The organism is Paenibacillus sp. J2R1T-4 (genome assembly GCF_059692235.1).
Genome location: NZ_JCAUBA010000001.1, coordinates 340,188 through 362,340, shown reverse-complemented (window position 1 = coordinate 362,340; position 22,153 = coordinate 340,188). Strand labels below are relative to the sequence as shown.

The following is a 22,153-nucleotide window of genomic DNA, read 5'->3' as shown; positions in this document are numbered from 1 at the left end:
AGGGAGGTTGGGGCTTTTTTCTGACTCATTTTTAACTCTAACCTATCTTGTCGCCTGATCAATAATGTTGTAAGCTGTTGTACATAAATATGGACAGGTTTTCAAAAGATAGAGAGGTTGAATGAAGGATGACAGATAGACCTAGTCGAACAACTTTTCACGACCGTATGGATGAGATGGTTAGTGTATTGCGAGACGACATTATTTCAGGGAAAAGGCAAGTTGGCGATTATTTGCCGTCGGAGCGTGCGCTGGGTAAACTGTTCAGGATCAGTAACAAGTCTGTTCGAGAAGCTTTGAGTACATTGCAATCCGAAGGCTTGATCGAGACAATTCCGAAGGTTGGCTCAAGAGTAGCCAGTTTACCTGATGATAAAGCAATAAAGGTACGCTTTGCTTATCATGACACTTTAGTGAATGAAGCGGATATGTCGCACCTGATCTCCATGTTCCACAAGCAACATCCTCACATTCGCATTCAACCAGTATCTCTAATGTCAAGGCATTACAATGATTTTATTCAGCTGATGGAAACTGACCTGATGGATGTTCTTTCGATCAATAGCAATGATATGCTCAAGATTATATATGAGGATAGCTTGGATTTGCTAGATTCCCTGCAGCCTAATCCGGACATTTACCCCTATTTAACTAAGGGATTTGTCATAAATGGCGAACTCAAAGCACAGCCTTTCGTTTTCTCACCCGTCATTCTGTGTTATAACAAAGATCATTTTACCGAGAGTAAAGTATTAGAGCCCGATAGCGGTTGGAGTTGGGATGATCTTCTGTCAGCGGCGCGACAGCTTACTACCCCTAACGAGCGGTTCGGATTCTACACTTTATTGCAATCGCGCAATCGCTGGCCGGTATTCCTGCTTCAGAACGGGCTTAGGTTTCCTGACGCTGGGGAGCCTCCAATTGAGGTCCAGGGGAGTCCTTGGATTGAGGCGATTAAGATTTGCAGGAATTTGATAACCCAGCAGGGGCTTATCCCTATTTTTGACCGCGAAGAGGATACGGAAGAGCTGTTCTTACAGGGAAGAGCTTCGATGATCATGACTACCTACTTCCGGTTAAATGATCTAAAGAAAGCGCCCTTTGAATACGATATTGCACCGCTACCTTATTCCATTAACTCCAAAACGTTGTTGTTATCAATCGGTCTGGCTCTGCTAAGCAGTTCGAAGCAGAAGGAAGCATCCAAGACCTTTATCGATTTCATGGTATCTTATGTGTCGCAGCATTCCATTCGAACCCGGACACTTAGTATACCTGCTATGAAGTCGGCTGCGGAGTGGAGCGGCAAAGAGACTATGTTCCGCCCGTCCAGATTCCAGTTGCATAGAGAAATAGTGCCCACATTCAGCAGATTCAGCGAATTGAATATGCCGGAAGAGCTGTCATTACAGATTCTGAAAGAGGCCAAGTACTATTGGTCGGGTCTCTTCACTGAAGATGTGTTGGGCAGCAGGTTGCAGGTTTCATTCGACGAGCAATATGAGTTACGCAACGCACAAGTTAATACAAATGCGAATAGTGAAGAGATTTCTTCAGGAACAGACGTTTAGGTCCCTTGGAGAGTCTCTTTTTTTTGACATCTCACAAGAACCTGACTCTGAATCAAGTTAGATGTGAGTCAGTTATGAAAAGTAAATAAATTGTTATTGACAAAATAGCGGTTACATAAGTAATATGATGTCATACAGAGTTAGATATGAGTCAATAAGAAGGAAGTGTAAGCCGATGACCCGAATTGCTCTCCTCGCCGACCATAATGTCGCTTCCGGCGTTTTTCAACCGAAACATTTGGAGCAGCTTCGCGAGCTTGGAACATTAGTAGTGAATACGGATGTTGTTCGTCCAACAAAAGAAAAAATTATTGAATTACTGCAGGGGGCAGAAGTAGCCATTACCTCATGGGGATGCCCTTCGATTGATGCATCTGTACTCCAGCATACTCCTAATCTTAAGCTGGTCGTACATGCAGCAGGCACAGTAAAAGGCATCGTGACACCAGAGTTAGTTGACCGCGGTATTCGCGTTAGCAGCGCGAACGATCCTCTTGGCGTAGGTGTTGCCGAAACAGCGTTAGGCTTAACCATAGCCGCTGTTAAGAGAATGTGGCCGCTATCCCAGAACACACGCAATGGGGGATGGGATCAAGGCAAGGCACAGATTCGTGAGATGTACGAACTGAAGATTGGTGTTGTGGGCGCAGGCAAAGCAGGTAGACATTATATGCGTTTACTGAAACAATTCGATGTTGAGGTGCTGCTGTACGATCCGATTATCAGCCATCAGGAAGCCCTGACTTTAGGTGCTGTGAAAGTGGAGTTAGAAGAGCTGTTGAAACATTCCGATGTTATTTCCATCCACGCTCCTTCGATTCCTGAGACAGACGATATGTTTAACGCCAAAGCGTTCTCACATATGAAAGATGATGCGATCTTGATTAACACAGCACGAGGCAGTGTAATTAATGAAGAGGATCTGATCGTTGAGCTTACGAAGGGCCGCTTCACCGCTTGCATCGATGTGACGGAGCCTGAACCTCCTGTTCTGGATCATCCATTCCGGAAGCTTGATAATGTAATTCTTATCCCGCACATTGCTGGAGCGGTTAATAACGGCAAGCACAGACTCGGCCAATACTCCGTAGATGAAGTTCGCAAATATTTGAATCGGGAGCCTCTGCTTGGTGAAGTTAACTTGAAGTCACTCCATGTAATTGCTTAATGATACTAACACTAGGAGGTGAATGAGGGCCCGCTGAGGGAATAATTGGAAGGTGCATCTCTAAAATTTGCGTGTTAGACTGAAAATCAAAATGTGGTTTAAAAAAAGGGAGGATCTCAATGAAAGCGCTTAAAGTCATTAGTTCCATATTAGTAGCCAGCGTATTGTTAGCGGCTTGTTCAACCAAAGAAGAGCCGAAACCGGCAGCATCTGGTTCACCATCGGGATCGCCTGCAGCAACTGCAGCTAAAAAAGAGAAATTATCCCTGCGTTGGTTTGTCCCAGCTCCTGCGAACTCAACTTTGCCATCTGCAGATAAAGATTTTGTTAAAAAGCTGATTGACGAGAAGTTCAATGTTGATTTGAAAATAGAATATATGGCTTGGGGAACGGATTACCAAACTAAATTGAATGTTATTATGACCGGCGGCGATGTTCCTGATATGTTCTTGGCAGACGGAGCAGCAAGTCAGAAATACGCAGTTGACGGATTGTTAGCTGATCAAAGCACTTTTGTAACTCCTACAACTATGCCGAACTACTTCAAGTGGATCAGCCAAGATGTATTGAACAATTATCAATTGCAAGGTATCAAGCATGCTCGTTCACCTGTGCCATTCCAAAAAACAACATTCGCTTCGTTCTACGTTCGCAAGGACTGGTTGACAAAATTAAATCTGCAAGCTCCGAAAACCTATGATGAATTGCTAAACGTAATGCGTGCCTTTACTAATAACGATCCGGATGGAAATGGGAAGAAAGATACTTATGGTTTCTCCGCTGCTGCTGCTGGTGGACGTATTCCGCTCGACTTCCCTCAATGGATTAACAATGGCCTTGTAGCTGACTTCATGTTGAATGGAAAAGAGTTTGTAGAAGTGCAATCGGATCCAAAAGTACAAAATGTTATTGACGGCGTCGTTCAAATGAACAAAGAGGGCATCATTGACCCAGACTGGTTCGTTAACAAGTCGCCTCAGCATCTTGATAAAGCTTCACAAGGTAAAATCGGGATCCTCTGGTCTACTGACAAAAACTTTGCATTAGATTCCGTACCGTCCAGCGTACAAGCTAAATCGAAGTTGATCGATCCGAAAGCTGACTGGCAGCCAATCTTCCCATTTGCTAACCAACCATATGGCTGGAAGCAAGGAACTGCAGGTGGAGCTGCACCATTCTTGTTCGCGAAAAACGTAGCAGATAAAAAACCTGACAACATTAAACGTTCCGTCGAGATTTTAGACTGGTTGGCAAGTGAAGAAGGTTACCTGCTGACTCACTACGGTCAAGAAGGTAAGCACTATAAGAAAGAAGGCAGCAAAATCACTCTGGATCCAGTTGCTTACGATAACGAATTTACAAAGAATGGTGACTGGTTGAATATCTACAAGTTCTTCACGAACTTGGATGAGCCATCCGTACTGAAACTTGAAGTTATCGATCCAAGAATGACAGATCGCGACCGTGCAGTTCTTAAGTTTGTTGCTGAGATTCCAAAACATGCAGGTGAGCCTGTTACCCTAGCTCCACCACAAGGTATGAACATTGGTGACTACCGTAAAGAAATGGCACGTTTGCAGAACGTTGCAATCTTCGACGATAAGAGCGGTGCTAACTGGACTAAATATCGTGAAGAGCTTATGACTAAGTACAGCGGTCAAAAGATTTTCCAAGGTTATGTTGATCAAATCAATGGTGTGCTTCCAGCAGACAAGAAATTGAATCCTTTCAAATAATATCGCTTTAGATGAATAGCCTCCAGATCCGCTGCTCTCAGTGGACTGGGGGCTTTTTCTTTTTTTTGATTCCAAGCATGATTAAAGTTATTCTCTCCGTTGATACACCTCATTCTTGCCTTTATACTAGTAGAACTGAGCGCGAGGAGGATGGAATATTAACTCATTATTTAGATGTGTATGGGATGCTGGACTGACTTTGTATCGGGTAGAACGGAGGCCCGTAATAGTGCTTCTGGTATTGGCTATTCTGAGTGTGCCGTTCGTTCCAGTAGAGCTCGGTATGATCATGTTGTTAATTGATCGGATTCAGCGATGGTCGTCAATGGACTCCATTCAGCCAATAATAATAGCAGCCTTATGGCTGACTGGTTTAATGGCAGTGAACAACATCTTGATTGGCATGCCAACGGCAATGTCTATGACGCGATTAATTGAAGTAGGTTCACTCGAGGAACAGAGGTTAATCATATGTAAGAATGCAAATTTGCCATTAGCATCTATTGAATCGCCTAAGACTAAGGATCTGCGTGACCGTGCACTGAAGGTATCTTTTTATGAAAGCTACTATTCAGGGGTTCAACTGTTGCAGACGGTTCTGCTGATGATCATGCTTATAGGAGTTATGCTTAGTTTTAAACAATGGATTCCTGTTGCAGCAGTATGTGTTTCGGCAGCCCTGCTGGTATATGTGACTGGGAGGTCGGCAACGCGATTAGAACAGGCGGATCAGAATCAGACAGCGAGTAAAAGACTGCTTCGTCATTATGCAGAGCTAATTACGAAACGTGATGCGGCTAAGGAGGTTCGGCTGTTCGGGATCGGACGGTTGTTAACAGAACGCTGGACCACCTTGTACGAGCGGCAATCGAATGACAAATGGAAAACGGTAAGGAGCACAGAACTGCAGTTGATGGGTCCGCAACTCATTGTTGCTCTGGTAAGCGGTCTAATCCTTGGATTACTTGTGTTACTGCAAGGAGTGAGCAAGCTAACCGTTGGCGCATACGCGATGTTGTTCTTGACTCTAACGAGGATGATAGCGCTTGTCCCCCAATTCGTTGTGCAAAGCGCTAGTGTACGCAGGAATATGATGCGATGGCAAGATTATCGAGCATTTATGGCTTTGGATGAAGACTGGGCAGAGCCCGTTGGCTTTGAGATGGATCACACAGTTGAAGAACTTGGCTTGCAAGTGGAGGCTCAACAATTACGATTCCGTTATCCAGGGTCAGATCGAGATGTGCTGCAAGAACTCAGCCTTACGATCCCATTTGGTTGTCGTGCAGCTGTTGTAGGCGAGAATGGCTCAGGTAAATCGACATTGGTTAAGCTTCTGACGGGATTGTATAAACCGACTGCTGGGGAAATCCGATGGGTTGACGGTTTGCACAATCGAGTTAAGGGTGACTTAGTTGGTAACCATCTATCCGCCGTGTTCCAAGACTTCGCCCAACTCTATTTAACTTTGCGGGAGAATGTGGCTCTAGGCAAACCTTCTGCTCAAGGTGAGGACGGAACCCTGCAGCAAGCATTATTTGCTGCTGGTATTAGCGGGGATAAGTATCGGGAGTTAGATATGCAACTTGGTGCAGCTTTTGGCGGGATAGAACCATCTGGAGGAGAATGGCAGAAGATTGTGACAGCCAGGGCCATCCTTAAGGAAGCCGATTTCGTGTTCTTCGACGAGCCTACGGCTGCTCTTGATCCACAAGCTGAGAAGGAGGCGGTCCAACTGTTCTTACGTGTGACTGCAGGAAGGTCTGCATTGCTCGTTACACATCGGCTCGGCGCTGCAAGGCTTGCAGATGTTATCTTCGTGTTAAAAGGCGGCAGGCTAGTCGAACAAGGCACTCATGATGAGCTTATGCAATTAAACGGAGAGTATGGCCGGATGTTTCAAATGCAGGCCGCATGGTACACCGAATGAACAATCCATCTACTTTATATAGGATACGTAATGTTGGTCAATTGTTAGGCAGATTGATTCGGAATATGCCTGTGCTTTCTATGTTGTGGATCGGTTTCCCTTTTGTAATTGGCTTGTTGGTCATCCCTAGCTTCGCAGTACAAAGAGAGCTAGTGGATCAGTTTGTTGGAGGAGTAACAGGATCTGAGGGCGAGGGATGGATAGGTGAATTCAGTGGCTTATGGCTCCCGTTACTTGTCTTCATTGGCATAGCCATGTTAACTAAAGCACTTGTTGCCTTCCAGAATATGATAGATGTCAGATTCCGTGACAAAGCATCGATGTTCGTTCAAGGGGAAGTACATCAAAGAGCGCTTGAAGTATCGCTAGAGAGAATGGATAAGGCAGACTACTATGACCGTCTGACGAGAGCTGAATCTGCTGCAGGCGCGGAGTTTGCAGGTGTGCTGCAGCAAGTATACGTGCTATTCCGTTTGCTCTTCGAAGTGATCGGACTGCTAATTGTAGGAATGCTGGCGCATCCGATTGTAGGACTCATTATGAGTGTTGTCTTTCTAGTGTCTCTCTTTATCCGATTGGAATCCGACATCGTCAAGAGGCGATTGAATCGAGATTTGACTAGGTCTGGACGTCAGTCGGACTATTTGCAACAAGTTATGACAAGACCGGAGACAGTTCGGGATATGCGGATATCCGGCTCCAATGAAGCTCTTGTACATAAATGGAGTCTGGAAATGCAGCATTCTTTAGGACTGAGAATGAATGCGAACCGCAGGGAGATTCGCCGAGGGGTATTGGTATCCATTGTTCAAGCTATTGGGTTATTTGGTGCCATACTTTGGCTGCTGCTTCAACTGAAATCGGGTCTTGTCACTGCAGGTACAGTCGTTATTGTGTTTCAGGCCATTCGTCAAGCGCATGCGCTTAGTGCAACTATGGCTTTTCCTCTCGGCAAGATCTATATTCAGAGCGGGAAGCTATGGGATCTCGTTGAATATCTGCACGAAAGACCAGACCAACTTAAAATGTCCAGCTCAGCATTGGCTCCTGGTTCAAGAGGACAGATCGAGCTTACCAATGTTTCCTATAAGTATTCAGAGTCAGCAAAGCCATCCCTACTGGACATTCAGCTTGTGTTGAACCCAGGCGAGACCGTTGCGTTAGTTGGAGAGAACGGTGCTGGGAAGTCTACTCTGGTGCGTCTTATTCTTGGTTTGTACCGACCCTCAGAAGGGCAAATAACTTGGGATGGTGTTGATTATGAGCTGCTGGATTCTGAGCTGTTGCGTGAATCCATGTCTGCGACTTTTCAAGACTTCGTTCGATACGAAACTACTGTACGTGATAATGTGAGAATGGCGGGTTCGGGAACGGGTGTCACCGATAAAACAATAACTAATGCGCTTCAACAAGCTGGAGCTCTTGAGCTGGCAAGTCTGAATGGCGGATTAGACGCCAAGGTCGGATTGCTGACGGAAGGCGGCCAACAATTAAGCGGAGGACAATGGCAAAGACTAGCTATTGCTCGAGCGGCTCACCGCGATGCTCGTCTGTTCGTGCTGGATGAACCTACCTCTGCGATTGATCCGCAGCATGAGACTGATCTTAACCGATCGTTTCGTCAGTTGGCTGAAGGTAGAACCGTCTTGTTCGTCTCCCACAGGCTTGGCTGGGCCCGATATGCAGACCGGATTATTGTACTTCGAGAAGGGCGGATAATCGAAGAAGGTACGCATGATGAGCTCATAGCACTAGGGAATGCTTACGCTGCAATGTTCCAAGCGCAAGCAGAGTGGTATAGAGGAAACGGACCCGTTTAACTGAAGAGCAACAAAATCTGCAACATTCATAACTTGTTCAAGAATTAATCGTGGTAAAGGGATTGGAATAAGGTGATTTTAACGATATAATCTATATTGACGTACGATAATAGAAATGTATAAGGAGAGTTAGGATGGAAAAAATACTTATTTTTGGGCATAAGAATCCCGATACAGACACGATTTGTTCCGCAATTGCTTATGCAGATTTGAAGACTAAGCTCGGTTTCGATGTTGAGCCCGTTCGTCTTGGGACTGTCAGCGGCGAAACGCAATTCGTGCTTGACTACTTCAAAGTAAGCGCGCCTCGTCTAGTTGAGACCGTTGCGAATGAAACGACGAGCGTTATTCTTGTCGATCATAACGAGCGCCAGCAAAGCGTCAGCGACATTGATCAAGTTCGTGTAACTGAAGTAATCGATCACCACAGAATTGCTAATTTCGAGACTAGTCATCCGCTATATTATCGGGCTGAGCCGGTAGGATGTACGGCAACGATTCTTAATAAATTGTTCAAAGAGAATAATGTAGCGATTGAAAAGTCGATTGCGGGCTTAATGGTATCGGCCATCGTCTCCGACACTCTTCTGTTGAAATCGCCAACTTGCACAGATCAGGATGTAGCTGCTGCTCGTGAATTAGCTGAAATCGCTGGAGTCAATCTTGAGAGCTACGGACTGGATATGTTGAAAGCGGGCGCTAACATGCTCGACAAGACAATTCCTCAATTGATCTCCTTAGACGCTAAGGAATTCCAAATGGGGAGCTACAAGGTTGAAATCGCACAAGTGAATGCGGTGGATACGAATGATGTGCTGGGTCGACAGGATGAGCTTGAAGCGGCGCTTAACGGGATCATCGCAGAGAAGAACTTGGACCTGTTCTTGTTCGTTGTAACAGACATTCTTAATAACGATTCAATTGGATTGGCATTAGGTCGCTCTGCGAATGTTGTGGAACAAGCGTACAATGGTACCCTGTCGAACAATACAATTACGCTGAAAGGCGTCGTTTCACGCAAATCTCAGATCGTTCCTATCTTGACGGATACGTTCAACAAACAGTAAGCAAGAATTGAGCAGTACGTTTGAAGCTACCGAATTGTTCGGTAGCTTCTTCTATTATTCCAATGACTTTTGGGAAGCCTAGTGGGTGAAGTGTGAAATGGGATTCGTCTCTTTACAAGAGCTGCGGTTTCGTCTATGCTTTGCGTGTACATAAACCTTTTTCATATGTGGAGGTAATAACATGAACAATTTGGATCAAAGTTTGAACAAATACGCTCAACTCGCAGTCCGAGTTGGGGTGAACCTGCAGCAGGGGCAAACCTTATTCGTCAATGCTCCTATTCAAGCGGCCGAACTGGTGCGAAAGGTTGCGGCTGTTGCCTATGAGGCAGGTGCTAAAAACGTAATTGTGGAATGGAACGATGATCAACTCATCAGCTTGAAGTATAAGATGGCGCCAGATGAAGCTTTTACAGAATTCCCAATGTGGAAAGCTCAGGGGCTGGAAGAGTTGAGCTTGAGCGGGGCTGCATTTTTGTCTATTCTATCTCCGAATCCTGACCTTCTTCAGCATATTGATCCTAAGCGCGTGGCAACTGCCACTAAGACTCAGGCTTCTGCAACGCAAAAGTACCGCAGCAATCTAATGAGCTATAAAGCAAGATGGTCCTTAATCAGTGTTGCCAATGAACAATGGGCAGCAAAGGTATTTCCTGATCTGCCTATTGAAGAAGCGGTGGAAAGTCTGTGGAATTTCATCTTCAAAGCTACCCGGGTGAATACGGAAGATCCTATTCAAGCTTGGGGGGATCATAATGCTCACTTACACCGGAAGATTGATGTGTTGAATGCAAAACAATATCGCACCCTTGTATACACGGCTCCAGGTACAGACTTGTCTGTGGATCTCCCATTGAATCACGTATGGTTAGGCGGATCGAAGGAAGCGCAAGACAATGTTCCATTCAATGCGAATATGCCTACTGAAGAAGTGTTCACAATGCCCCACAAGGATGGTGTGAACGGTTATGTGCGGAGTACGAAGCCATTGAATTATGGCGGAACCGTAATTAATAACTTCACCCTGACCTTTGAGAATGGGAAAGTGGTGGATATGACAGCAGAACAAGGGAGTGAGACACTCAAGCATCTTCTGGATACAGACGAAGGGGCGCGCAGACTGGGCGAGATTGCATTGGTTCCTTTCCATTCTCCCATTTCTGATTCCAATCTTATCTTCTTCAATACCTTATTCGACGAGAATGCATCTAATCATCTGGCGCTTGGTCAAGCTTATCCTACGAATATCCAAGGCGGTACGGACATGTCCAAGGAGCAATTAAGTGAAGCGGGTGTGAATTCGAGTTTGACTCATGTGGATTTCATGGTGGGCTCTGCTGAGATGGATATCGATGGTATTACGGCAGATGGCAAGCGAGAAGCGATATTCCGTAAGGGGAACTGGGCATTCTGATTGAATCTGAAGTACTGCGTAACAGGGTGACTCGGGAGGGGTTAAGCTGATGAAGTACTCGCTTTGTATAGGAGCGTACAAGAATCAAGATGTAGTTTACCATCTGGAAAAGGTGAAGGAACATGGTTTTCACGGACTGGAGTATTATGCCTGGTGGAACCTGGATCTGAAGAAGCTGGTGAGGGAGCAAGAGCGGATTGGAGTAGGCATTAGCGCAACTTGCACGAAGGAATTTAATCTTGTGGATGTTGGAAAGCGGGAGGCTTATTTGACGGGGCTGACGGAGACGTTGGAAGCTTGCAACATGCTCGGGACACAATCGATTATCTCTCAGACTGGGTCAGCTATTCCGGATTTATCCAGAGAAGCTCAGATTGGAGTGATGGTCGAGACGTTGAAGCAATGTGCTCTGTTATGCGAGAGTGCGAATGTTGTGCTTGAGCTGGAGCCGCTTAACGGACTTGTGGACCATCCAGGTCATTTCTTACAAACTTCCGATGAAGCCGTGCGAATTGTGGATGAAGTGGATAGTCCTTATGTGAGATTAGTATTTGATGTGTATCATCAGCAGGTGACGGAGGGCAACGTGATCCGGAATGCCACCGCTTATCGGGATCGCATTAATCATTTCCATATCGCTGACAATCCAGGCCGTACGGAGCCGGGCACGGGCGAGTTGAATTATCGAAATATCCTTAATGCCATTAAGGAAACTGGCTTTGATGGTTATGTTGGCTTGGAATGCCTATATACGGTAGATACAGATGTTGCCTTGCAAAGGTATAAGGAAGATATATTATCCAAGCTCGGTTAGTTGGGGGAATTTGAAGAGAAGTCAGTGTCGCGTTATTGCGGCGCTGGCTTTTTTGGTTGTTGATGAACAAATATTAACTCTCCCGTGTCACAAACTTAACCGATAAACGATTATAACAGGTATGAACAATATTACTTCAACGAAAGGACTAAGTAACAGGCAACTCTTTGGCTGCATCGTAAGGATATCGCGCAGTCCTCAAGGCATATTCGAAGGAATCCAGATCAGGCATCCGTTGATTTCTGGCAATCTGGATCGCAAGATCGATGTCATACTCTACACGTCGAAGTTGGATCGCGATATCGCGTTTGGCGATGTCCACAATCGCATAGCTGGCCCGGTTATCTCCGTCGAAGGACATGCCGATGCTGCCGCAATTCACGATCAATCGGCCGCGGCATTGTCTGACGAATGCGTGATGGATATGTCCGAAAAGTACCAGCTTGGTTTGGTCGTATTTGTGCAGTTGATCCAACTCATCGAGTGAAGCCCATGGATAAGTAATCTCGTACAATGATTTTGGAGAAGCGTGATAAAGTTCTGTCGGGACTCCTTCGAATTCACAACTAAACTCCGCAGGCAATTGAGTCAACCACTTCTGATTCTCCAAAGACAACCGGTCGCAATCGTATTCTAGGGCGCGGAGTTGGATTTCTTGTTTGTATGATTTGGGTGTCCATGCGGGCTTGAGGAATTTATCATCGTAATTCCCTCTTACTACAGTAAGGGGGTTCAGTGCTTTAACCATCTCCAGGCATTCGACGGGTTGAGGCCCTCTCATTACGATATCACCCAGGCATACGATAATATCTGGGCTCTGTTCATGTAAATCTCGAACTACGGTTTCAAAAGCAGTAGCATTCCCATGCATATCAGAGATAACGGCTATTCTCATGTAATAACTTCCTCCATATCCAATCTATATGTGGTTTATTATAGAGAACGATGCAAATTGAGACAAGCTACTTTATGGTAGGGAGTCTATATTACTACAACATGATAGTGCCAGTGTTCCTAGGATAAAGGGACACTGGCACTTCTCTTCCGTTTTACAGCGAAAGCTTCATTAATTCTATCTGTAATTCCTCACTAATTGGGGTCATAGGCAGCCGCAGAGCTCCGGATTCGATTACCCCTATGTGCTCAAGTAGCCATTTAATAGGCGCTGGATTCGGTTCGCGATAAAGCAGCTCAATAAGCGGAATTAACGGATCGAATGCTGCCTTCGCTTCCTTACATTGGCCAACTTGATTCAACTCGTACACCTGTACGAATCGGTTAGTGTGCAGGCTGGAAGAAGCCAATATCCCACCCTGCGCTCCGCAGCATAATGCCGCATAGAAGTAGAAATCTTCCCCGCATAGAATAGGTTTGTTCGTAATCATCGACAGCTCGATAAGCTGTTTAATTCCGCCTGAGCTATCTTTTAAGCCAATTACGTTGGGGATTTCCAAAATCCTGCTCAATGTATCCGTAGATAAAGCTAACCCAGTGCGGTAAGGGATGTTATAGGCGATCACTGGGACACCGACTTGTGCGGCTTGGCCGTAATGTTCCACGATCCCAGTCGGAGAGGGGCGGTTGTAATAAGGAACTACTACAAGGACAGCGTCGGCTCCAATCGAATGAGCTTGCTTTGTTCTTAGAACCGTTGAAGCTGTATCATTGGTACCCGTTCCTAGAATAACTGGAAGGGGGCAGTGCTCCTCCGATAAAAGTTGTTTCGTCCTCTCATACAGCCTCTCAACTTCTTGCCAGGATAGGGAGGGTGACTCTCCGGTCGTCCCGCCAATCACGATGCCGTGAATTCCATGCCTTATCAACTCGAGAAGATAACGGCGATATGAAGGGAGATCCAACTCACCGTTAGATAGAAATGGCGTTACAACAGGAACATAAAGGCCTTTCAACGAATCAGATGTCAGCATTTTCCTCACTCCTACAATAGATTAGCCTCACTATAGCATGGACTCGACTATCGGAGTTATCTATAATATATGATAGTAGACATCAATAATTTTGATGATTCCTTTTGGAAGCTGGTGATTGTGATGGATCTGACTTATTTTCAGACGTTTCTGGAAGTAGTGAAATGTCAGAGCTTTACCAAAGCAGCTGAAAAGCTTGGTTATGCTCAATCCAGTGTGACTACCCAAATTCAGAAGCTTGAGCAAGCGTATGGGGTGCCTTTGTTCGAGCGATTCGGCAGGGGAATACGGCTCACGCCTGCAGGTGAGGCATTGTGGGACATTGTGAAGCCCATGCTGGAGCTATATGCAGAGTCCAAGGAGACGATTGGGCAACAAGTTGCAGGAAATCTATCGATCGGCACTATTGAATCACTAGCGGCATTCTACTTACCACCCTTCCTGCAGAAGTGGCAGACACAGTATCCGAGCAAACAGATCTCCTTGCATTCTGTTAATGAAACAACATTGTTGGACAAAGTAAAAGAAGGCGAGTTCGATATTGGTATTCTGCTTGACCGGAAAGCCCAAAGTCCTCTGTTAGAGAGTATTACGATTAGGGAGGAGCCTCTAGTCCTTGTGGCCAAGCCAGATCATCCCTTAAAAGATATAGACAAGATCAACTTGTCTCATCTGGACGGTCAATCCCTCATTGTGGCGGAAGAAACTTGCTTATACCGCACTTGGTTCATTCGTCTTTTGAAGCAGAATGGAGTGGACTATCGGATTTCTTTTGAATTAGGAAGTCTGGAAGCGATCAAGCAATGTGTTCTCTATGGTCTAGGTGTCGCATTGATGCCGCTGATCGCAGTAACAGAGGAAGTGAAGAGAGGGAACCTGATCGTTCTGCCCTTTACCCATCCTGATTTGAAGTTCTACATCCAGCTTGTGTACCATCAAAAGAAATGGTTATCACAGTCGCATCTCTATTTATTGGAGCTTTTGAGGAATGGAGGTTCAGGGAAATAGTTAACCCACCTTTAACTATTAGTTAGTCGGCCTTTAGAATTAGTTAATGTGGTTAAATAATAACCCCGCGACTCGGATGAAGGACAAATTAGTTCGTTTTCATTCACTACCAGCAAAGTTTGATTTACTAATCCCAAGGAATGTACAATTCTTCGACATCTAAATCCTTAAATGGTTGATTCTTCGCGTTAGATGTCGAAATGGTCTACATCTAGTCCGAAAGGGAACAGAAAAGGGCTGGGAGGTGGAGCGGAGAAACGAAGTGGTTGCCTTTGTGGTTGGTTTCCTACCTCTAAACATCATAATCAAGGGAACCCTAGCACAACAGCAATCGTAGCCCACCTTCCAGCCCTCCCGCGCGCCAAACTGAACTCATTCGCCAAAGACCGCTAGAGTGATCTTCTCTAGCGGTTTTTCTTATATTATATCCCTGTTTATCGATTAGATAATCGATCAACCTTCGACTTCATGGAAGCCACGACTATCTTCTTGTACTGAATGGCCATGAGCATAATTTTGATTTGCTGTTTTCGAGAAAGTTGCTTCAATCTAGGTTCTTTTCTCATGAATTCGCGTAGGATCGACCAGGCTACCGGGGTTATGAGGCTAGTGTCGACGTCAGGAAAAGGATCAGACAGCCGTTTGCTGCGGAATCGAAGAAACCATGATCTGATTTGAGCTTGGGAATTGCTCTCATCGACCAAACAAGGGGCGACCAACTTTTTGGTATGGGCTCGCATGAATTCATAACGGTCGTTCCCGAGCAGGATCCTGTAACTGCCATCCTTGCTGTTTTTGCGTACAACCAACAGATGCATACAATCCCACATCCTATTGCGAAGCTCCCGAATACGTGCAGTCATAGAGGGGGTGACATCAGGTTTAATCTTGCTCAGAGGTATATATTGAACTGTAAAACGCATATACATCCTCCTTCACTTTTTGGAACTATATGATCGGAATGAATTGTCCTAGTCGCCATTTATCCATTCATGGGAATTGAAAAGGTTTTTGGTTCCATTTTAGCCTTCCTTGTAGTATTATTTATGTATAACGATATTACGTAATAACATAATATAGGAGGTGTGTTGAGATGACTAGAGATTTCGGTGCAGAAATTGACGCTATTCATATTCAACTGGCAGACATTAAGTTGTTACTTGAACAAGCGGGAGTGCGACGGCTAAGTTCTAATGAGACACAAAACCAGGGGCTAAATACTGCTCTGCGTCCAACTATGGTGGGGGAAGGATATGAAGGTTCGGTGTACTATTCTGGGCTCCTTCAAAATGATCAATCACAGAGCAGATGGGAGCCGCAGGAACGCAGCTTGGAACTATTGCTGAGCTTGAGCAGTGAGAAAACCGCCAAGATATTGGCCGCCCTCGGACATAAGCAGAGACTGGATATTCTGAAGGAAGTATGGAGTACTCCCTTGACTGGACTAGAGCTGGTTGAGCGACTGAATATGGGGACGACCGGCCAACTATACCATCATCTGAAGGCGTTGACTGGGGCTGATCTGCTCTCCCAGGAAGAAAGAGGGGGACGATACGTCATTCCTTCGAATAGGGTGCTGCCTTTAATGTTACTGCTTGCAGCGGTGTCGGACGTGATAGATACAAGTGATTACATGGATATGACTCATGCGCGCAATCATGCAGAACAATATTTGGGAGGGAGAGAACAGACAGGCTATGATGTTCACGAACTGCTCTGGGCCGTCATCGAGAATTGTGTCCTGGAGCATCAAGCCGGCTACTGTAATGAAGTCAGGGTGTATGTACATGAAGATGGAAGTATCACCGTCGCGGATAACGGGAGAGGGATTCCAGTCCGAGTACTCCCTCAATCGAAGACACCCGTGGTGCAGTCGATTCTCACAGATCTTAAGAATGCAGGAAGCGGGTATACAGCTCCAGGTGCGGAGAAAGGAATCAGCATTGCTGTCGTGAATGCTTTGTCCAAACTGTTAACCGTAGAAATTCGCAGGGAGGGTCAAATATTCAGGCAGCAATACCGTAATGGAATTCCGCAAACAGGAGTGAACATTGTTGGAGCTTCGGGCGAGACAGGAACAAGTGTCACCTTTGCTCCAGATACAGAACTATTCCAATCCAGAGTAAACATCGCTCAATTGAAACAAAGAATCGATGAAATGAAGGCAGATTATCCCTCGCTTCAATTCTATTTGGAGACGGAGAGCCATTAAGAGGAGGCTGGAAAGTTGAAATTGACCTATCGTTTACATGTGGATGAGTTTACCGCGAGCGAGGCAGGCAATAAAGCAGCCAACCTTCAATTATTGATTAAGCGAGGATATCGGGTTCCAGAAGCTATTGTGCTGTCGATTTCTTTCTTTGCCCAGAAGGACTGGCGGGAGCGGGCAAGCCGGCTTGGTGAGCATCTTCCCGATCAGCTCCCTTCGCTGTCTGGGTGGATTGTGCGTTCCTCTTCACGCAATGAGGATGGGTGTGAAATCTCGAACGCAGGAAGATTCGAATCGGTGGTGATCAGGCAATCGGAACAATTGGCGAGTGCGCTTGAACAGGTTCTAAGTTCTGGAGGAAGCTTTGCAGGCCATCTCGGGGTGATCATTCAAACGTATATCGAGTCGGAATATTCCGGAATTGTATTCTCAGTCGATCCAATAAGCGGAGTCCAACTGCCTGTTATTGAAGCGGTTAGAGGAAGAGGGGAGCTCGTAGTCGGTGGGCAAGTTAACCCTCTCATTTACCGTGAAGGTGAATGGGGTACAGTGGAAGATGTTCCGCTTCCCGATCATCTAACGAATGAAATTGCTCAAGCAGCTATTCAAATGAGGCAAGCTCTGTCCAATGAAGTGGATATGGAGTTTGGCATATATGAAGGAGTTGTTTATTGGCTGCAAATTCGTCCGGTAACCGGGATGATTGAGCAAATGGCTGGTGAATGGTTCTTGCTGGATCAATGTACAGTGCCAGTTAGTCCGCTAGATCGAACACTCGACCCAAGCGGATTGTTTCATTTCCCGTTATGGGATGTGAAGTTCGTTCATCACTATCCTTACATCCAGATGAAGCCGGTCCAACAAGCAGGACAGACGAACCAACCCGTAGACATCTGGGAAGAATGGCTGGAAATGAAAAGAAAGTACGAGCCTGTTTTTGAACAATATTTACTTGAAGACTTATCAATATACTCCATCGATGCGTTATGGCACATCATCTTGAATAGAGTAGACAGCTTCAGGAAATGCTTCGCACAATATTTGCAGAGAGAATGGCTCATAGAACGAAGAAACCTTACTAGACGGCTCAGAATTCATATTCAGAATGCTTTGGGGGAGCAGGTTCAATTCGAGACGATTTTAAGCTTGTTGGCATCTGGCCTGGATACTATAACGGCTCGCAAAACACACCTTATCCACTCCTTAATCAAAACCGCTACGGACGCTTCAGACTTCAAGGAGATTTCAGCAAATATTAACCATTATCCGAATCATCCTTGGGTGCAACAATTCAATCAATTTATAGAAGAGTTTGCTTATGAATCTCCACAGCCTGTCCTCAGTTATTTGCCGACACTTGAGGAGGCTCCAGAACAATTAATGGCATTAATTAAATCGAGTGTTACACACGGACTGCTTCCTGATTCGAACAACGCTGCACTGCAAAGAGAGCATCTCATCAGCAGAATTCATGACTCATTATCAGAGACTGACAGCATAGATTTCATAGATTGCCTTCAGCGCTTCAGACTGGCTGCAACTCGTACTGAGAATGATGACTATATGCTGCAAAAGGGTGGAGCCAGTGTGAGAAAAGCTTTGTTGGCTGTTGGGGAACGTTTGACAGACCAAGGAATTCTGGATCTGGCAGAACATATTTTCTTTTTAACAAGCGTTGAAATGGAAGAGGCAGTACAAGGGAAAGAGGTTTCTTGCAAGGAACTGATCAAACCTCGGCAAGAAGCTATCCGAAAAGCGCAGCTATACAAACCAACTCAACTGATTAGAAATGGAGCTGCAGTTAGAGGGGAGACTGGAACATTAGAAGTGGCCAAGAGCAGTAGCGATTTGGTCGGTCAAATTGCTTCCGCAGGTATCGCAAAAGGTACTGTCTTTCTAGTGAATAACCCGCTTGATCGTACCGTCTATGAACGTATTCCTCCCCATTCCATTATCGTAGCTCCTATTCTCTCACCAAGTCTGGTGTATAATCTTGTTGCGGCGGCAGCCATCGTTACTGAGACCGGAGGATTTCTATCGCATGGCGCTATATTCGCTCGTGAGAGAGGAATCCCGGCTTTGGTTGGGGTAGAGTCTGCGATAAGCTTGTTGGCCACAGGAGATCATGTCATAGTAGATGCGAACGAAGGCAAGATCTCATTTATGAGGTAGACGAATACGCATTTTGTTCCTTGGGTTCTTGCCTTCGCCCTGATCGTCTTCTTCCTGGACCGCTTCTTTCTCTTCGTGAAACTCTACGTTGGTCTGGCCCGTGATGAAATCGAACGGAGTGTATCGGCTGTCGGGTAATTGTTTGTTTTTGATGAGCTTTACGATGATGATCCCAAGTAATAGCACGATAGGCAGAGTTATGGATAACAGTGCATAGAACGATAAGTCCATCCCGATTCATCCTTTTATTGTATTATTTTGAAAGTCATATACGCATCAAATAATTTTCCGTTTCCGATAAGTGCAATTTTGTTCAAATTCATTTAGCCATTGGCATCATAGATTATGTTGGCCGAGAAAAGAACGCTCAAGAAAGGAGGAGCAACGTGAAGAGAACCAATCAGGGTGCTGCAAGTGAGAAACATTTCGTTCAAGCGAGTCGCAGTCAAGCACAGATCGATACGGAGCTTGTGGAACGGGCAAGAGATGGAGATACGGAAGCGTTTGGTGAGTTGATTCAGACTCATCGAGAACAGGCTAGGCGATGGGCGGAACGGATGACACGCGACAGCCATATGGCAGATGATGTAGTACAGGACGCGTTAATACGCGCTTTTCTGCACCTGGGGTCATTGGCGGATACGAGTCGATTCTTACCATGGCTTCATCGGATTGTCCAGAACCAGGCGAACATGCGTCTCAGGCGCGGCGGCCCTTATAAGCATGAGAAGCCCATCACCCTGATGGGATCGTCAAGAGATTCTACGAGATTAGGTAGAGTAGACTGGGATGATCTGGATAGCATTTTGAGCCACCTCACCAAGTCGGCTTCAGACGCGGCAGCCCATCAGAATGATCCAGCCGAACATTTGTTGCGCAAAGAGCTGTATGAGACGATTCATGCATTGTTACATTGTTTGAACAAGAGAGAGAAGAGCATCTTCGAGGCTTACTTCTTCCGGCAGTTAACACCTGATGAGATTGCAGAGCTATATAAGACGAGTACGGGTACCGTGTACACATATTTGCATCGGTCCCGCCAAAAGCTCCGTCAAGAACACGTTCGCGTATACCTCGGCCTTCATAAGGAACAGGAGAGAGGCGGATGGAAGATGTATAAACACAAAGTAATTCCACTTCCCTTATGGCCGGATGTTCAGAAAGTGAAAACAACGTTTGTGGACCGAATAGGTCATTTGTTGACTACACTTAATGATCCCAGACCGATTGAGGATTTGATGGGGATCTCTGGTTTTGCTTTTCGCATGAAAATATCGAACAAAACTACTTTCTCGGACGGGATCTATGTTTATGATTGGCGTCAGACGGTGCGAGACGTGATGGACAATCTAGGTTATGAGGCAACAATCCTCTGCGGGCAGCTATCCAATGCGCCAGTGCCGCTGCTTGCAGCGTCGGAGCGGTTTCCGGTTGTACTTCCGATCGAGGAAGCGGTGCTTCCTTTTATACGTCGATTCATAGATTCGGGCAAGCCGTTGCTATATTTCGATACATGGGCTAAGAAGCCGTATGTACACGAATGGGCGCTCCTATATGGTTATGACGATGAGAAGCGAGAGGTATATGTCACAGACGTCATGTGCCCAGACGGAAAATCAATTCCTTACCATGAGGTAGCTAATAATCCATTACGATTCTTAGTTGGGATCACCCCTTACCAGGAGAGCCAATCTACTAGAAATGGTTCAGCTATTGAGCAGGCAGTCGAATCCATTCAGTTTGCAGTCCATTATGCTCGGAAAGGCTGCACCTATCACCCATTAACCGTGTACCTTAACTATACCTCCGGATTGTCCGCCTATGACCGCTGGATTAGTTATTTGCGCAACCGGTTGGTAACGCCAAATCGATATGGGATGGGCCAACTGGCTGCAGTGTACGGAGAAGCCAGACGAAAGGCATCGCAATATTTGCGCAATATCCCGCTAAACGGAGAAGCCATGCGGCTGATTCTGCTAGCTTCAGAGGCTTATGAACAAGCTGCTGACGCCTTAGATGCCGTTAGTGAGTTGGTGCCGTTCATCAAGAGCGCCGAGATGCTGCAGGAGGAGACGCTTGAGAGCTGTGCGAAATTTCTCGAGCAAGCTCGAGACTTTGAAGCGGCGGGAGTAAGTTATATGGAGAAAACATTAACTTTATTGGAGCGGGGGACTTACATATGAGCAAGACTGAAATCCGGTTCGTCACACAGTTTCAACATTTACATTTTCTAATGCAAGCTAAGAAATCGTTTGAATTAGCGAATCCTGACGTACAGATTGTGATTGAGCAAGTTGCAGATAATTTCGAATCCTTGCGGGAGTTCCAGTCAGATACACCGCCCGACATTATGGATTCAGGAGGATGGGGGTTGTTGGATCAACCGAATGTGTTCATAGACTTACTACCGTTCGTCCGCGAGACCCCGGGCCTCGAAGAAGATTTGAACAAAGGGATTATGCGCGTAGCGTGCAAAAATGGTACCCTTCCTGGACTTCCTGTTGATGTCTCCCTTCCTCTAATTCTTATTAATAAACCGATGTTTGATCAGGCAGGCTTGCCCTATCCGTCCGAGGACTGGACTTGGGAGGAAATGGTGCAGCTTGCCAAACGTCTTACTATTAGGAACGAGGAAGGGATTGCTACCCAATTCGGGTTTGCGAATGGGGTTGATATTGAGAATTTCGAACCATTTGTAATGCGTAATGGAGGCCGCTACTTATCCCAGGACGGGTCAACAGCCAAGGGATATGTTGATAGTGATGCAGCCGTCGAGGCTATGCGTAAGGTCGTGGATCTGTATCGCATTCATCATGTGACCCGCAAGCCTGGAGAGCCTTCACAAGCAGGTCATTTGGCTGACGGATTCGCGATCATATTCGGCTTCACATGGTTCGTTGGAGATGTTACCGACAAGGGACGCGCAGAGCAGTTTGAGGTGTTAGGGCTCCCGCGCATGCCAGGAGGACAAGAGGCCAACATGATCTACATGGGGGGAGCGGGAATCACTACCAAATGCCCACATCCGGAACTTGCCTGGGCTTTTCTGAGCCACTATATATTAGAGCAACCAGATAACTTCCGCAAACCTTGGAATTTACCTCTAACTAAATCACTTGCTGACAAGAGCGGAATGAGCTCGCATCGAATATGGTCTCGCTATTTACAGGAGTTGGATTCCGTGCAGGCGAGTGGCTTCTACTTGAGCGACAAGTGGAACACGGCGCGTCAGCTTATCAATGAAGATCTGCATAAAATGATAATAGACGGGGCCGATGTCCGTCAATTGATGAAGTCTTGGACACGGTTTGCTTGA

Annotated in this window: 17 protein-coding genes; 13 read left to right on the top strand and 4 right to left on the bottom strand. The window is 45.9% G+C overall.

Annotation, left to right across the window (positions count from 1 at the left end):
- Positions 1-128 precede the first annotated feature (128 nt).
- The 8 genes from AC58QD_RS01785 (at position 129) to AC58QD_RS01750 (ending at position 11,520) form a co-directional block, all read left to right on the top strand.
- Complete coding sequence (locus tag AC58QD_RS01785; protein ID WP_497329375.1) at positions 129-1,571, top strand: extracellular solute-binding protein; 1,443 nt, start codon at positions 129-131, stop codon at positions 1,569-1,571.
- A 175-nt stretch (positions 1,572-1,746) separates the two neighbouring features.
- A complete protein-coding gene (locus AC58QD_RS01780; RefSeq protein ID WP_497329373.1) occupies positions 1,747-2,739 on the top strand; it encodes a hydroxyacid dehydrogenase in 993 nt (330 codons plus the stop codon).
- A 119-nt stretch (positions 2,740-2,858) separates the two neighbouring features.
- A complete protein-coding gene (locus AC58QD_RS01775; protein ID WP_497329371.1) occupies positions 2,859-4,475 on the top strand; it encodes a type 2 periplasmic-binding domain-containing protein in 1,617 nt (538 codons plus the stop codon).
- 229 nt (positions 4,476-4,704) lie between these two features.
- On the top strand, positions 4,705-6,405 hold the full coding sequence (locus AC58QD_RS01770) for an ATP-binding cassette domain-containing protein (RefSeq protein ID WP_497329369.1): 1,701 nt from the start codon (positions 4,705-4,707) through the stop codon (positions 6,403-6,405).
- The gene (locus AC58QD_RS01765) at positions 6,390-8,225 is read left to right on the top strand and encodes an ABC transporter ATP-binding protein (protein ID WP_497329367.1); all 1,836 of its coding nucleotides are present in this window, start codon (positions 6,390-6,392) and stop codon (positions 8,223-8,225) included. Before AC58QD_RS01770 ends, AC58QD_RS01765 begins: the two co-directional genes overlap by 16 nt.
- A 134-nt stretch (positions 8,226-8,359) precedes the next feature.
- A complete protein-coding gene (locus AC58QD_RS01760; protein ID WP_497329365.1) occupies positions 8,360-9,292 on the top strand; it encodes a manganese-dependent inorganic pyrophosphatase in 933 nt (310 codons plus the stop codon).
- A gap of 181 nt (positions 9,293-9,473) precedes the next feature.
- The gene (locus tag AC58QD_RS01755; RefSeq protein ID WP_497329363.1) at positions 9,474-10,706 is read left to right on the top strand and encodes an aminopeptidase; all 1,233 of its coding nucleotides are present in this window, start codon (positions 9,474-9,476) and stop codon (positions 10,704-10,706) included.
- A 49-nt stretch (positions 10,707-10,755) separates the two neighbouring features.
- Positions 10,756-11,520 carry a TIM barrel protein gene (locus tag AC58QD_RS01750; protein WP_497329361.1) on the top strand — a complete coding sequence of 255 codons (765 nt, stop codon included), beginning with the start codon at positions 10,756-10,758 and terminating at the stop codon, positions 11,518-11,520.
- Between the two features lie 148 nt (positions 11,521-11,668).
- Here AC58QD_RS01750 and AC58QD_RS01745 read toward each other — a convergent pair whose 3' ends face one another.
- Positions 11,669-12,415: a metallophosphoesterase family protein gene (locus AC58QD_RS01745; RefSeq protein ID WP_497329359.1), complete on the bottom strand. Its 747-nt coding sequence runs from the start codon at positions 12,413-12,415 to the stop codon at positions 11,669-11,671.
- Positions 12,416-12,569: 154 nt separating this feature from the next.
- Entirely contained in the window at positions 12,570-13,448 is an 879-nt protein-coding gene (dapA, locus tag AC58QD_RS01740; protein ID WP_497329357.1) for a 4-hydroxy-tetrahydrodipicolinate synthase, read from the bottom strand.
- 69 nt (positions 13,449-13,517) lie between these two features.
- On the opposite strand from dapA, the gene AC58QD_RS01735 reads away from it, so the two are divergent.
- Positions 13,518-14,456, top strand: coding sequence for a LysR family transcriptional regulator (locus AC58QD_RS01735; protein ID WP_497329355.1), 939 nt, complete (start codon positions 13,518-13,520; stop codon positions 14,454-14,456).
- Between the two features lie 434 nt (positions 14,457-14,890).
- Here AC58QD_RS01735 and AC58QD_RS01730 read toward each other — a convergent pair whose 3' ends face one another.
- Positions 14,891-15,379, bottom strand: coding sequence for a hypothetical protein (locus AC58QD_RS01730; RefSeq protein WP_497329353.1), 489 nt, complete (start codon positions 15,377-15,379; stop codon positions 14,891-14,893).
- Between the two features lie 170 nt (positions 15,380-15,549).
- Between AC58QD_RS01730 and AC58QD_RS01725 the strand changes: the two genes are divergently transcribed.
- Positions 15,550-16,668, top strand: coding sequence for an ATP-binding protein (locus tag AC58QD_RS01725; protein ID WP_497329351.1), 1,119 nt, complete (start codon positions 15,550-15,552; stop codon positions 16,666-16,668).
- Between the two features lie 15 nt (positions 16,669-16,683).
- Positions 16,684-18,837, top strand: a complete 2,154-nt coding sequence (locus AC58QD_RS01720; protein WP_497329349.1) for a PEP-utilizing enzyme — start codon at positions 16,684-16,686, stop codon at positions 18,835-18,837.
- On the opposite strand, the gene AC58QD_RS01715 is transcribed toward AC58QD_RS01720, so the two are convergent.
- The gene (locus AC58QD_RS01715) at positions 18,823-19,068 is read right to left on the bottom strand and encodes a DUF3951 domain-containing protein (protein ID WP_497329347.1); all 246 of its coding nucleotides are present in this window, start codon (positions 19,066-19,068) and stop codon (positions 18,823-18,825) included. The two genes, AC58QD_RS01720 and AC58QD_RS01715, sit on opposite strands and share 15 nt — an antisense overlap.
- Before the next feature lie 155 nt (positions 19,069-19,223).
- Here AC58QD_RS01715 and AC58QD_RS01710 point away from each other — a divergent pair, with 155 nt between their 5' ends.
- Both AC58QD_RS01710 and AC58QD_RS01705 read left to right on the top strand, forming a co-directional pair.
- The gene (locus tag AC58QD_RS01710) at positions 19,224-21,020 is read left to right on the top strand and encodes an RNA polymerase sigma factor (RefSeq protein WP_497329345.1); all 1,797 of its coding nucleotides are present in this window, start codon (positions 19,224-19,226) and stop codon (positions 21,018-21,020) included.
- A complete protein-coding gene (locus tag AC58QD_RS01705) occupies positions 21,017-22,153 on the top strand; it encodes an extracellular solute-binding protein (protein ID WP_497329343.1) in 1,137 nt (378 codons plus the stop codon). Before AC58QD_RS01710 ends, AC58QD_RS01705 begins: the two co-directional genes overlap by 4 nt.

Bases quoted from the DNA above. Each gene is read 5' to 3' on its own strand.
- AC58QD_RS01785 (WP_497329375.1), top strand. From the start codon at position 129: ATGACAGATAGACCTAGTCGAACAACTTTTCACGACCGTATGGATGAG.
- AC58QD_RS01780 (WP_497329373.1), top strand. From the start codon at position 1,747: ATGACCCGAATTGCTCTCCTCGCCGACCATAATGTCGCTTCCGGCGTT.
- AC58QD_RS01775 (WP_497329371.1), top strand. From the start codon at position 2,859: ATGAAAGCGCTTAAAGTCATTAGTTCCATATTAGTAGCCAGCGTATTG.
- AC58QD_RS01765 (WP_497329367.1), top strand. From the start codon at position 6,390: ATGGTACACCGAATGAACAATCCATCTACTTTATATAGGATACGTAAT.
- AC58QD_RS01760 (WP_497329365.1), top strand. From the start codon at position 8,360: ATGGAAAAAATACTTATTTTTGGGCATAAGAATCCCGATACAGACACG.
- AC58QD_RS01755 (WP_497329363.1), top strand. From the start codon at position 9,474: ATGAACAATTTGGATCAAAGTTTGAACAAATACGCTCAACTCGCAGTC.
- AC58QD_RS01750 (WP_497329361.1), top strand. From the start codon at position 10,756: ATGAAGTACTCGCTTTGTATAGGAGCGTACAAGAATCAAGATGTAGTT.
- AC58QD_RS01745 (WP_497329359.1), bottom strand. From the start codon at position 12,415: ATGAGAATAGCCGTTATCTCTGATATGCATGGGAATGCTACTGCTTTT.
- dapA (WP_497329357.1), bottom strand. From the start codon at position 13,448: ATGCTGACATCTGATTCGTTGAAAGGCCTTTATGTTCCTGTTGTAACG.
- AC58QD_RS01735 (WP_497329355.1), top strand. From the start codon at position 13,518: ATGATAGTAGACATCAATAATTTTGATGATTCCTTTTGGAAGCTGGTG.
- AC58QD_RS01730 (WP_497329353.1), bottom strand. From the start codon at position 15,379: ATGCGTTTTACAGTTCAATATATACCTCTGAGCAAGATTAAACCTGAT.
- AC58QD_RS01725 (WP_497329351.1), top strand. From the start codon at position 15,550: ATGACTAGAGATTTCGGTGCAGAAATTGACGCTATTCATATTCAACTG.
- AC58QD_RS01715 (WP_497329347.1), bottom strand. From the start codon at position 19,068: ATGGACTTATCGTTCTATGCACTGTTATCCATAACTCTGCCTATCGTG.
- AC58QD_RS01705 (WP_497329343.1), top strand. From the start codon at position 21,017: ATGAGCAAGACTGAAATCCGGTTCGTCACACAGTTTCAACATTTACAT.